The 13,438-nt window shown below is 72.0% G+C and carries 9 protein-coding genes; 7 read left to right on the forward strand and 2 right to left on the reverse strand.

Annotated elements, in window-relative coordinates; translation table 11 throughout:
• Positions 1-102 precede the first annotated feature (102 nt).
• A complete protein-coding gene (locus ACQPW6_RS31915; protein ID WP_433893177.1) occupies positions 103-2,283 on the reverse strand; it encodes a DEAD/DEAH box helicase in 2,181 nt (726 codons plus the stop codon).
• Positions 2,284-2,416: 133 nt separating this feature from the next.
• On the opposite strand from ACQPW6_RS31915, the gene ACQPW6_RS31920 reads away from it, so the two are divergent.
• The 6 genes from ACQPW6_RS31920 to ACQPW6_RS31945 all read left to right on the forward strand — a co-directional run bounded on the left by ACQPW6_RS31920 (position 2,417) and on the right by ACQPW6_RS31945 (position 10,270).
• Positions 2,417-3,655: a DUF4192 domain-containing protein gene (locus tag ACQPW6_RS31920; RefSeq protein ID WP_433893178.1), complete on the forward strand. Its 1,239-nt coding sequence runs from the start codon at positions 2,417-2,419 to the stop codon at positions 3,653-3,655.
• Positions 3,656-3,800: 145 nt separating this feature from the next.
• Positions 3,801-4,535, forward strand: a complete 735-nt coding sequence (locus ACQPW6_RS31925; protein ID WP_433893179.1) for an NUDIX hydrolase — start codon at positions 3,801-3,803, stop codon at positions 4,533-4,535.
• Positions 4,536-4,613: 78 nt separating this feature from the next.
• Complete coding sequence (locus ACQPW6_RS31930) at positions 4,614-6,374, forward strand: ATP-binding cassette domain-containing protein (protein WP_433893180.1); 1,761 nt, start codon at positions 4,614-4,616, stop codon at positions 6,372-6,374.
• 105 nt (positions 6,375-6,479) lie between these two features.
• On the forward strand, positions 6,480-7,406 hold the full coding sequence (locus ACQPW6_RS31935; protein ID WP_433893181.1) for a FadR/GntR family transcriptional regulator: 927 nt from the start codon (positions 6,480-6,482) through the stop codon (positions 7,404-7,406).
• Positions 7,407-7,660: 254 nt separating this feature from the next.
• Positions 7,661-9,232 (forward strand): RNA polymerase sigma factor, encoded by a 1,572-nt coding sequence (locus ACQPW6_RS31940; protein WP_433893182.1) that lies wholly within the window; start codon positions 7,661-7,663, stop codon positions 9,230-9,232.
• A gap of 123 nt (positions 9,233-9,355) precedes the next feature.
• Positions 9,356-10,270 (forward strand): S1 family serine peptidase, encoded by a 915-nt coding sequence (locus tag ACQPW6_RS31945; protein WP_433893183.1) that lies wholly within the window; start codon positions 9,356-9,358, stop codon positions 10,268-10,270.
• A 193-nt stretch (positions 10,271-10,463) separates the two neighbouring features.
• On the opposite strand, the gene ACQPW6_RS31950 is transcribed toward ACQPW6_RS31945, so the two are convergent.
• Complete coding sequence (locus tag ACQPW6_RS31950) at positions 10,464-10,694, reverse strand: DUF7455 domain-containing protein (RefSeq protein ID WP_433893184.1); 231 nt, start codon at positions 10,692-10,694, stop codon at positions 10,464-10,466.
• Between the two features lie 417 nt (positions 10,695-11,111).
• Here ACQPW6_RS31950 and ACQPW6_RS31955 point away from each other — a divergent pair, with 417 nt between their 5' ends.
• Complete coding sequence (locus ACQPW6_RS31955; RefSeq protein ID WP_433893185.1) at positions 11,112-13,244, forward strand: DNA gyrase/topoisomerase IV subunit B; 2,133 nt, start codon at positions 11,112-11,114, stop codon at positions 13,242-13,244.
• The last annotated feature ends 194 nt before the right edge of the window (positions 13,245-13,438 follow it).

The following is a 13,438-nucleotide window of genomic DNA, read 5'->3' on the forward strand; positions in this document are numbered from 1 at the left end:
CTCTCGTATTGCCATGCGGCAACGGGCAATTGAAGTCATCGACCGGTATGGACCTGTCCGCCGCATAGATCCCTTCCGATCAGTGCCCATCCGCGGGCCCTCTCACCCCTGAACCGCCAGGACCAGCGGGAACACGGCGGTGGCCCCGGCCTTGCGCAGCAACCGGGCGGTCACTGCCAGTGTCCATCCGGTGTCCGCGAAGTCGTCGACCAGCAGCACGGGGCCCGGCGCCGCCTTCAGGGCTTCAACCAATTCCGGCGCCAGGACGAAGGCTTCGTGCAGGGCACGTACGCGCTGGGCGCTGTTGCTGCGCGGCACACCGCCCGGATCGCCGTACTCCGCGTAGTCGATCCGGCCCAGCAGCGGCATCCTGCCGACCTCCGCGATCCGGGCGCTCAGGCTCTCCACGAGCCGGCCGTGACCGCGGGAGGCGAGGCCGACCACGCCCACCGGGCGGGCGGGCGCGTCCGGCTCGCCGCTGGCCCAACCGCCGGGCCCCCTGGCCCAGTCGGCCAGCACCCGCACCACCGCGTCCACCGCGTCCTGCGGTACCGGCTGGTCGGCGGCGCCCTGGGCGAACAGCGGCCGCAGCCGGTTGCCCCAGCCGATGTCGGACAGCCTGCCGAGGGCCCGGCCGGCCGCGGCCTGCTCGGTGGCCGGGATCCGCCCCTTGAGGGACACACCGATCGTCTCAAGGCCGGTCGGCCACATCTTGCGCGGCTCGATCTCCACGCCGGGGCGGCCGAGCGCGGCGCGGGCGGCGTCCAGCGCGGCGGTGGACACCTCGGTGGGGAAGCGCGCGCCGGCGCAGTTGTCGCAGCGGCCGCACGGCTCGGCCTTCTCGTCGTCCAACTGGCAGCGCAGGAACTCCATCCGGCAGGCGGTGGTGTTCGCGTAGTCCCGCATAGCCTGCTGCTCGGTCTCGCGCTGGCGCGCGACCCAGGCGTACCGCTCGGTGTCGTACGTCCACGGCTGCCCGGTCGAGGTCCAGCCGCCGCGCACCCGATGCACCGCGCCGTCCACGTCGAGCACCTTGAGCATGGTCTCCAGCCGGGAGCGCCGCAGGTCGACGCGGGTCTCCAGGGCCGGGACCGACAGCGGCCGGTCGGCCTCGGCGAGGATGTCCAGGGTGCGGCGCACCTGCTCCTGCGGGGGGAAGGCGAGGGAGGCGAAATACCGCCAGATCGACTCGTCCTCCCGGCCCGGCAGCAGCAGCACCTCCGCGTGGTCGACTCCGCGTCCGGCTCGGCCGACCTGCTGGTAGTACGCGATCGGCGACGACGGCGACCCGACGTGCACGACGAAGCCGAGGTCGGGCTTGTCGAACCCCATGCCCAGCGCCGAGGTGGCCACCAGCGCCTTGACCCGGTTGGCGAGCAGATCCGCCTCGGCCGCCTGCCGGTCGGCGTTCTCCGTCTTCCCCGAGTAGGCGGTGACGGCGAAACCGCGCTGCCGCAGGAATCCGGTGATCTCGTCGGCCGCCGCCACGGTCAGGGTGTAGATGATGCCGGAGCCCGGCAGCTTGTCGAGGTGGTCGGCCAGCCAGGCCAGCCGGTGCGCGGCGTCGGGCATCCGCAGCACGCCGAGCGACAGGCTCTCCCGGTCGAGCGGCCCGCGCAGCACGAGCGCGCCGGCCTCGTCGGCCCCCGTCGCCCCGGTGCCGAGCTGCTCGGCGACGTCGGCGGTCACCCGGGCGTTCGCCGTGGCCGTGGTGGCCAGCACCGGGACGCCGGCGGGCAGTTCGGCGAGCATGGTGCGCAGCCGGCGGTAGTCGGGGCGGAAGTCATGGCCCCAGTCGGAGATGCAGTGGGCCTCGTCCACCACGAGCAGGCCGGTGGTCGCGGCGAGCTTGGGCAGCACCTGATCGCGGAAGTCGGGGTTGTTCAGCCGCTCGGGACTCACCAGCAGCACGTCCACCTCTCCCGCGGCCACCTCGGCCTCGATCTCCCCCCACTCCTCGGTGTTGGACGAGTTGATCGTGCGGGCCTTGATCCCGGCCCGGGCCGCGGCCTCCACCTGATTGCGCATCAGCGCGAGCAGCGGCGAGACGATCACCGTCGGGCCGCTGCCGCGCGCCCGCAGCAGCGCGGTGGCCACGAAGTACACCGCCGACTTGCCCCAGCCGGTGCGCTGCACCACCAGCGTTCTGCGGCCGTGCGCGACCAGCGCCTCGACCGCGAGCCACTGGTCCTCTCGCAGCCGGGCGGCGCCGGGCTCGGCGCCGACGAGCCGGCTCAGGACGGTGTCGGCCGCGGTACGCAGTTCGGTGGTCGATTCGCTCATGCGCCCATGCAACCCGACGGCACCGACAAAACGCCAACGCGCTCCGTGATCTGTGGATAACTCGGGCCGCGGGTTATCCACAGCCTTTTGGGGGGTCTGGCGCCGCGCCGGTCGGCTGGGTCATCGTCGAGTCATGACACAGAGCAATGAATTCACATACGCAGAGTCATCACGCCAGGCCCGGCTGAAGGTCACCCTCGGCGGCCCGGCCGAACTCGCCGACGCCCTCCCGTATCTGATGGGCTTCCATCCCCACGACAGCGTTCTGATGCTCGCCCTGCACGGCGAGCACGGCCGCTTCGGCGGCCGGCTGCGACTCGGGCTGCCCGAGGACGCGGGCGAGTGGCCGGAGGTGGCACGCCAGTTGGCGGACTGCCTGGTCACGGGCAGCGCGCGGCGCGGCGGCCGGCCGGACGCCATCGTGCTGTTCCTCTGCCAGGATCCGCGCGAGGGCGAGCGGCCGGCCGCGGTGGTGGAACGGCTGCGGCCACTGGCGCAGCGCCTCCGGCTCGCCTGCGGGGAACTGGACGTGCCGGTGGTCGAGGCGCTGTGCGTGTCGGCGGGCCGCTGGTGGTCCTACCTGCATCCCGGGCATCCGGCCGCCCAGGACGAGGGAGTCCCGCTGCCTCCTCCCGGCCAGTCCGTCCTGGCCGCCACCAGCGCATACGCCGGGCTGCCCGAACCCGGTTCGCTGCGCGACATGGAGGCCAGATACCAGCCGTCGCAGCCGCGCGACCGCGAGCACGAGATCGCGCTGGACGCGGCCGCCGCCGAACTCGTGCCGCGGATGCTCGCCAACGACGACAGCGCCGTGATCATGCGGCGCACCATGGCCCTGGCCCGCGCGGCGCTGGAGAAGTTCCGCTCCGCCACCGGCACGGACGCGCCCGCGACCGCCGACCGCCGGGACGACAAGCTCCTCGCCGACGACGAGGCCGCGGCGATCATCCTCGGCCTCCAGGACCGGATCAGCCGCGACCGGGCCGCCGAGTGGATCGAACCGGTGCACGCCGACGCCGCGATCCGGCTCTGGCGGGCGCTCGCCCGCCGCTGCGCCGGCCCCTACGACGAGCATGCCGCCGCGCCGCTCAGCCTGGCCGGGTGGGTGGCCTGGTCGTCCGGCGACGACGTGGAGGCCAGGGTCGCGCTCGGCCTGGCCCTGGACCTCGACCCCGAGTACCGGTTCGCCCGGCTGCTGCACAACGCGATCAACCAGGGCCTGGATCCCGAGGTGCTCCGGCGGTGCCTGCGGCACCAGCGCCGCGAGCGGGTGATCGCGCAGAGCACGGCCCGCCGCGGGCCGTCTGGACCGGCCGGCCGCGGACCCGGCCGCCACTCACCGGGAGGCCGCCGTGCCCGTACGCGTCGCTGACCGGGGTCCGCGGGGACGAGCACCCCCGCAGGTCAGGGGGCAGGTCCGCGGCGGCGGGCCGCGCGGGCGCGGGCCGGCGGGAACGAAAGGGGCGGCAGCCGCCGATCCGGCTGATTATCGTCAGGCAGACGACTAGGATCTTGGTATGTCGCCCTACGACCCGTCGGCCTACCCGCCCCTCGCCGTCACCGTCGATCTGGTCGTGCTCACGGTGCGACATCACGCACTGTGCGCGCTCTCGGTGCGCCGGGGCGAGGCGCCGTTCCAGGGCCGGTGGGCACTGCCGGGCGGATTCGTCAGGAGTGACGAGAACCTGTCCCAGGCGGCGGCCCGCGAGCTGGCCGAGGAGACCGGGCTGCACGCGCAGAACGGCGCTCACCTGGAGCAGCTCGCCACCTACGGCGACCCGCAGCGCGATCCGCGGATGCGGGTGGTGAGCGTCGCCCATCTGGTGCTCGCGCCCGACCTGCCCGCTCCGCGCCCCGGCGGTGACGCGCGCGGTGCCCGCTGGGCGCCGGTCGGGACGCTGCTGGCCGAGGGCGGCCAGGAGCACCCGGGTGACGCCGCCCCGCTCGCCTTCGACCACGCCAGGATCCTGGCGGACGGGGTCGAGCGGGCCCGGTCCAAGATCGAGTATTCGTCGCTGGCCACCGCCTTCTGCCCGCCGGAGTTCACGGTGGGGGAGCTGCGCCGGGTCTACGAGGCGGTGTGGGGGGTGGCGCTCGACCCGCGCAACTTCCACCGCAAGGTCACCGGCACGGTCGGATTCCTGGTGCCCACCGGAGGCACGACGACCCGTCAGGGCGGGCGTCCCGCTCAGCTCTTCCGGGCGGGCGGCGCCACCTTGCTCAACCCGCCGATGCTCCGGCCGGAGGTCTGACCGGAGGCTGACCCGGTAGCCGGGCCGACAAGTCTGATCGTCTGACGATTTATCCCTTTTGGGCGTTATGGTGCACGGGTGATCCAGGCCATCGGATTGACCAGCACGCCCCGCCGTGACGCCCCGCCCGCCGTCACCGACCTCACCTTCGAGATCCGTCCCGGCGAGGTCACCGGGCTGCTCGGTCCCGCGGGCGCGGGCAAGTCGACCGCCGTGCGGCTGCTGCTCGGCCTGCAGGCCGGCCGCGGCGCCACCCTGTTCGACGGCCGCCCGCTGCACGCGCTGGCCCAGCCGGCCCGGGCGATCGGCGCGGTGGTCGGCGACGTCCCGGGGCACCCCGGCCGCACCGCCCGCGGCCACCTGCGGATGCTGTGCGCCGCCTACGGTCTGCCCGCCTCCCGCGCCGAGGACATGCTCGAGCTGGCCGGCCTCGGCGCGGTGGCCGACCGGAGGCTGGCCGGCTACTCGCTGGCCATGGACCGCAGGCTGGGCTGCGCCGCCGCGCTGCTCGCCGACCCGTGCGCGCTGGTGCTGGACGACCCGGTCCGCGGCCTTCCGCCCCGCGAGGCCGCCTGGCTGCACGCCCTGGTGCGCCGGCACGCGGCTGGCGGCGGCGCGGTGCTGCTCACCGGCCGGGACGCCGGAGCGCTGGCCAGGACCGCGGACCGGGTGATCGCGCTGGACCGGGGGCGGATGGTCGCCGACCAGTCGTCGGCGCGGTTCGCGAGCACCCGGCTGCGCCGGCACGTCGCCGTCCGCTCGCCCTACGCCCAGCGGCTGGCCGAGCTGCTGGCGGGCGACGGCACCGAGGTGGTCGGCGCGGGCGGCAGCCGGATCGCCGTCTACGGGCCGAGCGCGGCGGCCGTCGGCGAGACCGCCTACCGGCACGGCATCCTGCTGCACCACCTGGCGGAGGAGACCGACGGCCGGCCGGATTCCGACCGGCCCGAGACCGTCGAACAGCCGGCCCCGCAGGCGCCGCGCCCGCCGCGCCGGGTGCCGCGCCGGCCCGGCCCGCGCCACCCGCTGCGCTACGAGCTGCGCCGCTGCTTCGGCGTGCGCACCGTGTGGCCGGCGGCCGGCGCCGCGCTGGCGGGTTCCGTGCTCGGCACCCTCCTGCTGGCCCGGACCGGGGCCCCGTCCGCCTCGGCGCTGCGGCTGATCTCCGGCTGGGCCGTACAACTGCCCCTGCCGGTGGCGGCGATCGGGGCCGGGCTGATCGGAGCGCTCTCGTACGGGCAGGAGTTCCGCTTCCCGGCGCTGGCCCCCGGATACGGCCCGGAACCCCGGGCGCCGCGGCTGCTCGCGGCCAAACTCGCCGTCAGCGGAACCCTCGCCCTGCTGCTGGCCGCGCTGGCCGCCGTGCTGGACACCGCGGCGCTGCGGCTGGCCCTCGGCCCCGGCCGGCTGCCGGAACCGTCGGCCGTGCCGGGCGCCGTCGCCGGCTGGGCGCTGCTCGCCGTCGGCTGCGCCTGGGCCGGAGTGCTGGCCGCGGCGGTGCTGCGCACCACGGCGCTCGGCGTCGCGGCCCTGCTCGCCGTACCGCTGCTGCTGTCTCCGGCCTTGTCCAGGCTGCTCGGTGGGCATCGGACCGGGCAACTTCGCGACGCGGGCGGAGCGTTGTGGTCGGTGCTCAGCGGGGTCTCGCAGGGCGACCGCGGAACGACCTCGGCGCTGCTGCGGTTCGCCTCCCAACCCACCGTCCTGGCGCTGGCGTTGTCGCTGACGGTGCTGGTCATCGCCTATCTGGCAGGTGCGTTGCGGGCCCGGCGGCGCGGGCGCGGCCCAACTGCCCTGCCGGGCGGCCGAACTGCGCCGCTGACGGAAGAAAAGGGATGATTCGTCCCTGTAAAACGTCAATTATCAGGTGATGAGCACTCACCCTTTCGTGTGCTTTTCAGCAAAGCCCTCAAGGCCCGCATCGGCCTCGCCGACAAAAGATGCGTGAGTACCCTTGCGCACACCATGATGACCGCGGCTCGATCCGCCGGCTCCGGCATCGCCGGCCCGGGCGAGCTGGACCGCTACACGTACGCCGATGCCACCGGCACCGACCGTCCAGGACCATCGTCCTGGGAGGGCATGGAGCCGGACATGAGCCGGATGGGCCGCCGGGCGGGCGGCAGTCGTGGCCGGGGCTTGCACGGACAACTCGTCCAGCAGCTCGGGCAGATGATCGTCTCGGGCGACCTGGGCGCCGACCGCCCGCTGGTCCCCGAGGAGATCGGCCAGCGCTTCGAGGTCTCCCGCACCGTGGTGCGCGAGTCGCTGCGCGTGCTGGAGGCCAAGGGCCTGGTCAGCGCCAGGCCCAATGTCGGCACCCGGGTCCGCCCGGTCGCCGACTGGAACCTGCTCGATCCCGACATCATCGAATGGCGCGCCTTCGGGCCGCAGCGCGACGACCAGCGCCGCGAACTGCTCGAACTGCGCTGGACGATCGAGCCGCTGGCCGCCCGGCTGGCCGCCGGCCACGGCCGCGAGGACGTGCAGCAGCGCCTCGCCGACATGGCGGAGATCATGGCCCACGCCGCCGCCCAGGGCGACACGCTCACGTTCACCCGAGCCGACGTCGAGTTCCACGCCCTGCTCCTGCAGATCGCCGGCAACCGGATGCTGGAGCACCTGTCCGGCATCGTCTCGGCCGCGCTGCACGTCTCCGGCGGCCCGGTCACCGGCTGCGAGCGCCCCGGCGACACCTCGGTCGGCCTGCACCACCGGATCGTGGACGCGCTCGCCGAGGGCGACGGCGGGACGGCCGAGGCGGCGATGCGCCAGCTGCTCGCCGTCCAGCCCGCCCAGCCGGTGCTGCAGCCCGAGCAGACCGTGCCCGGCAGCGACCACGTCGTCCCGCCGCCGCGCGAGCAGCACTGACCGCGTCCCCACCGCCGCGGATCCCGGAAACTTCGGGGTCTGCGGCGGCGCTATGCGTGGTATATGTCCATCTTTGAGAGGTGATGACACAACATGGGGTGTGACTCGGGCCACGTAAGCTGGGCGTAACGCCAGACGAGGCAGTGCGATGACTTAAGAGGTGGCGGCCGTACGAGGAATATTCGGCGCTGGATTTGACGCTGAGTCGCTGTGCGGTTCCACCGAGTCGTTCCCATCGTTCCGAGAGGTTGTTCGTGTCGGCCAGCACATCCCGTACGCTCCCGTCCGAGATCGCCGAGTCCGAGTCTCTGATGGCGCTCATCGAGCAGGGTAAGGCCCAGGGGCAGATCGCAGGCGACGACGTGCGTCTGGCGTTCGAAGCGGACCAGATTCCGGCAACCCAGTGGAAGAACGTTCTGCGCAGCCTCAACCAGGTCCTCGACGAGGAGGGTGTGACGCTGATGGTGACTGCCGCTGAGGCGCCCAAGCGCACCCGTAAGAGCGTCGCAGCCAAGAGCCCGGCGAAGCGTACTGCCACCAAGACCGTCGCCAGCAAGGCGGCCCCTGTCAAGAAGACCGTAGCGCCCGAGGCCGCCGCCCCCGAGGCGGCCGCCCCGGCCGAGACCACGGTGGAGCCATCGGTGGAGGCTGAGACCCCAGTCAAGAAGGCGCCCGCGAAGAAGGCCGCCGCCAAGAAGACCGCTGCCAAGAAGGCGCCCGCCAAGAAGACGGCGGCGGCCAAGAAGGCGGGAGCCTCAGGCGAGGAGGCCGCCGCCGAGACGGCGGAGGAGCCGCTCGACGAGGCCGCGACCGGCAAGGGCGGCGAGGAGGAGACGGAGAAGACGGAGTCCGAGAGCTTCGTGCTCTCCGACGACGACGAGGACGACGCCCCCGCGCAGCAGGTCGCCGTCGCCGGCGCCACCGCCGACCCGGTCAAGGACTACCTCAAGCAGATCGGCAAGGTGCCGCTGCTCAACGCCGAGCAGGAGGTCGAGCTCGCCAAGCGCATCGAGGCCGGCCTGTTCGCCGAGGACAAGCTCGCCGCGGCCGACAAGCTCGCCCCCAAGCTCAAGCGCGAGCTGGAGATCATCGCCGAGGACGGCCGCTGGGCCAAGAACCACCTGCTGGAGGCCAACCTCCGCCTGGTGGTCTCGCTGGCCAAGCGCTACACCGGCCGCGGCATGCTCTTCCTGGACCTGATCCAGGAGGGGAACCTGGGCCTGATCCGCGCGGTCGAGAAGTTCGACTACACCAAGGGCTTCAAGTTCTCCACCTACGCCACCTGGTGGATCCGGCAGGCGATCACCCGCGCGATGGCCGACCAGGCCCGCACCATCCGCATCCCGGTGCACATGGTCGAGGTCATCAACAAGCTGGCCCGCGTGCAGCGCCAGATGCTCCAGGACCTGGGCCGCGAGCCCACCCCGGAGGAGCTGGCCAAGGAACTCGACATGACCCCCGAGAAGGTCATCGAGGTCCAGAAGTACGGGCGCGAGCCGATCTCCCTGCACACCCCGCTGGGCGAGGACGGCGACAGCGAGTTCGGCGACCTGATCGAGGACTCCGAGGCGGTCGTGCCGGCCGACGCCGTCAGCTTCACGCTTCTGCAGGAGCAGCTGCACTCGGTGCTCGACACGCTCTCCGAGCGGGAGGCGGGCGTGGTCTCCATGCGCTTCGGCCTCACCGACGGCCAGCCGAAGACGCTGGACGAGATCGGCAAGGTCTACGGGGTCACGCGGGAGCGGATCCGGCAGATCGAGTCCAAGACGATGTCGAAGCTGCGCCACCCGTCGCGCTCCCAGGTGCTCCGCGACTACCTCGACTGACCCGGCACGCGGCAGCCCGACCCATGACCGGCCCGCCACTGGCGGGCCGGTTCTGCGGATGCGGCCTCCGGCCCTATCGATGACTCTGGGTGTTCAGAGTTGTTCGCAGGGTCAGGAGGCCGTATGCGTTTCCCCTTCGCCGTCCGGGCCGGCTGTGCCGTCCGCGTTCCGACCAGGGAACGGCGGCGGCCACGCCTGCGGGCCGCGGCCGGCCGCCGGGCCGCCGTCCTCGCCGCCACCGCGCTGCTGCCGGCGCTGATCGTCCCACTGGCCGCACCGGCCGGGCCCGCCGCCGCCAACGGGGTCGTCATCGGCGGCAGCCCCACCACCACGCAGCAGCAGCCGTGGGTGGTCGCGCTGTCCAGCCGGGCACGCTTCGGATCGAGCCGGTCAGGGCAGTTCTGCGGGGGAGTGGTGGTGGCGCCGCGTACGGTGATCACGGCCGCGCACTGCTTCGGGCAGGAGGCGCTCGGCGTCAGCGACTGGAAGCAGCTGCCGGACCTGCGGGTGATCGCCAGCCGTACGGACCTGAGCGGTACCGGCGGCCAGGAGGTGCGGCTGTCCCAGGTGTGGGTCAATCCGGACTTCGACGCCTCGACGAACGCCGGGGACGTCGCCGTGATCACCCTGGCGCAGGCGCTGCCGGCCGATTCGGCCATCGCGATGGCCGAGCCGGGGGACACGGCCTCGTACGCGGCCGGCACCCGGGCGCAGGTCTACGGCTGGGGGGACACCACCGGGAACGGCGACTACACGAGCGTGCTCCGTACGGCCACGGTCTCGCTCATCTCGGACACGGCGTGCGAGCGTGCGTATCCGGGGAGTACGGACGGCACGTATGTGCGGGCGTCCATGGTGTGCGCGGGGGCGAAGGGCGGCGGCAAGGACGCCTGCCAGGGCGACAGCGGCGGGCCGCTGGTCGTCGCCGACCGCGTGGTCGGCCTGGTGTCGTGGGGCAGCGGCTGCGCGCAGGCCGCGTATCCCGGGGTCTACACCCGGGTGTCGGCGGTGGCCGGGCTGGTGGCACAGCACGAGTAGCGGCGCGGGGCTTTCAGCGCCGCACGGGCCCACGGAGGGCGTACGGGCCTGCCCGCGGCCCCGGGCCCGCTGACGGCCATGGCCTCGCTGACGGCTTCGGACCTGCTGACGGCCTCGGGACAAGCCCGCGGGCGGACACCCCCTCAAGGGGTCTGTCCGCCCGCGGGTCCGAGCTAGTCGCTGGTGCGATGTGTCAGCGCTCGTCGCTTCCCGCCGACGCCGGGGTGTCGGTCAGCCGTCCGGTCTCATCCTGTATTTCCGCAGCGATCTTCTTGAGTTCCGGCTCGAACTTGCGTCCATGGTGAGCGCAGAACAGCAGCTCACCGCCACTGATGAGGACGACGCGCAGGTAGGCCTGAGCGCCGCAACGGTCGCAGCGGTCTGCCGCTGTCAGCGGACTCGCGGGGGTCAGAACAGTAGTCACGTCGCCTCTTCTCTAGCTCGACGAGCTGTCGTACCAGGGTCAACATCCAACCAGGCCGAAAACGTTCCCGCTGACGGCTTTTCCTGAGAATCCGGCCTCAGAGTGACTGGTTGTTACTGATTGGCGGCGAATAGGAGTCAGTTGCGTCAGATGTCGCGTATGGAGCTGTTGTCCAGACTCGTCCCGGACTGGATGACCGGTCGTTGGTGAGGACGTGCCCGGAGCCTAAATGGTTCATGCCTCTTTGGGAACGTGACATGTGTATCACTCGTGCGGGTTATCGAACGGGTGATCGAAAAGAGCTAGCATGGGGGGTCCGGATACCGGGTCGCGGCGCTGTCGTCCGCCCCGATCTCGGTACCCTCTCACCGAAACGGCTGAAGACCTTCAGAAGATCCTGATCGAGGAGTTGCCCGCGTGACCGCCGAAACATCCGTGCCGCCCTCCGCACTGCTGACGGGTGCAGATCGCGACGGCTCCAACTACACCGCGCGGCATCTGCTGGTCCTCGAAGGACTCGAGGCGGTACGCAAGCGGCCCGGCATGTACATCGGCTCCACCGACAGCCGCGGCCTCATGCACTGCGTCTGGGAGATCATCGACAACTCCGTTGACGAGGCGCTGGGCGGCCACTGCGACCACATCGAGGTGATCCTCTACCCGGACACCTCGATCGAGGTCAGGGACAACGGCCGGGGCATCCCGGTGGACGTCGAGCCCAAGACCGGGCTGTCCGGCGTCGAGGTCGTGATGACCAAGCTGCACGCGGGCGGCAAGTTCGGCGGCGGCTCGTACTCGGCCTCCGGCGGTCTGCACGGCGTCGGCGCCTCCGTCGTCAACGCGCTGTCGGCCCGGCTCGACGTGGAGGTCGACCGCGGCGGCAGCATCCACGCCATGAGCTTCCGCCGGGGCGTGCCCGGCGCCTTCAAGCAGACCGGCAAGCAGACGGGCCCTGACGCGCCCTTCGAGCCCGGCAGCGGCCTCAGCAAGGCCAAGCGGATCCCGCGCACCCGCACCGGCACCAGGGTCCGCTACTGGGCGGACCGGCAGATCTTCCTCAAGGACGCCAAGCTCTCCCTGGAACATCTGCACCAGCGGGCCCGGCAGACCGCCTTCCTGGTGCCGGGCCTGACCATCGTGGTGCGCGACGAGCGCGGCATCGAGTCCGAGAAGCCGGTCGAGGAGACCTTCCACTTCGACGGCGGCATCAGCGAGTTCTGCGAGTTCCTCGCCCCCGACAAGCCGATCTGCGACGTGCTGCGGCTGACCGGCAGCGGCACGTTCAAGGAGACGGTGCCGGTCCTCGACGACCGCGGCCACATGACGCCGACCGAGGTCACCCGCGAGCTGGGTGTGGACATCGCGCTGCGCTGGGGCACCGGTTACGACACCACGGCGCGGTCGTTCGTCAACATCATCGCCACCCCCAAGGGCGGCACCCATGTGACCGGGTTCGAACGCTCGGTGACCAGGACGGTCAACGAGGTGCTGCGCTCGACGAAGCTGCTGCGGGTGGCCGAGGAGGACGTCGTCAAGGACGACGCCATGGAGGGCCTGACCTCGGTGGTCACCGTGCGGCTGGCCGAGCCGCAGTTCGAGGGCCAGACCAAGGAGGTGCTCGGCACCTCCGCCGCCAACCGGATCGTCGCCAACGTGGTGGCCAAGGAGCTCAAGGAGTTCCTCACCTCGACCCGGCGCGACACCAAGGCACAGTCACGGGCCGTGCTGGAGAAGGCCGTCGCCGCGGCCAGGACGCGGATCGCCGCCCGGCAGCACAAGGACGCGCAGCGCAGGAAGACGGCGCTCGAGACGTCCTCGCTGCCGGCCAAGCTCGCCGACTGCCGCAGTGACGACGTCGAGCGCAGCGAACTGTTCATCGTGGAGGGCGACTCGGCCCTCGGCACCGCCAAGCTGGCCCGCAACTCCGAGTTCCAGGCGCTGCTGCCGATCCGCGGCAAGATCCTGAACGTCCAGAAGTCGTCGGTCACCGACATGCTCAAGAACGCCGAGTGCGGGGCGATCATCCAGGTGATAGGAGCCGGGTCCGGCCGCACCTTCGACATCGACCAGGCGCGCTACGGCAAGGTCATCTTCCTGGCCGACGCCGACGTCGACGGCGCGCACATCCGCTGCCTGCTGCTCACGCTCTTCCAGCGCTACATGCGCCCGATGGTGACCGAGGGCCGGGTCTTCTCCGCCGTCCCCCCGCTGCACCGGATCGAGCTCGTCCAGCCCAAGAAGGGCACCGACAAGTACGTCTACACGTACTCCGACAACGAGCTGCGCCAGACCCTCCTCGACCTCCAGCGCCGCAACGTCCGCTACAAGGACAGCATCCAGCGCTACAAGGGCCTCGGCGAGATGGACGCCAACCAGCTGGCCGAAACCACGATGGACCCCCGCCACCGCACCCTCCGCCGCATCAACATCAGCGACCTCGACGCGGCCGAACAGGCCTTCGACCTCCTGATGGGCAACGAGGTGGCCCCCCGCAAGGAGTTCATCACCAACTCTGCCTCGACGCTGGACATGGCCCGCATCGACGTCTGACCCGCGGCTTTGCAGCCGGGCCGACTCAGGGCGGCCCGGCGGCCCGCACGCAGTCCGCAAGGGAACTGACGCGAGATCAGTTCTGGAGCCGGTCACGCTGCCGCGCGGGCCTCTGCGTCACCGCCGTCGTGTGCCGACGCGGCGATATCCCCAGGCTTCGTACAGCGCCTGGACGCGTGGATGGGCGCGGTAGC

Origin of the sequence: Streptomyces sp. CA-111067 (assembly GCF_050956065.1) — a bacterium.
Lineage (GTDB): Bacteria > Actinomycetota > Actinomycetes > Streptomycetales > Streptomycetaceae > Actinacidiphila.

Bases quoted from the DNA above. Each gene is read 5' to 3' on its own strand.
- ACQPW6_RS31920 (WP_433893178.1), top strand. From the start codon at position 2,417: ATGACACAGAGCAATGAATTCACATACGCAGAGTCATCACGCCAGGCC.
- ACQPW6_RS31915 (WP_433893177.1), bottom strand. From the start codon at position 2,283: ATGAGCGAATCGACCACCGAACTGCGTACCGCGGCCGACACCGTCCTG.
- ACQPW6_RS31925 (WP_433893179.1), top strand. From the start codon at position 3,801: ATGTCGCCCTACGACCCGTCGGCCTACCCGCCCCTCGCCGTCACCGTC.
- ACQPW6_RS31945 (WP_433893183.1), top strand. From the start codon at position 9,356: ATGCGTTTCCCCTTCGCCGTCCGGGCCGGCTGTGCCGTCCGCGTTCCG.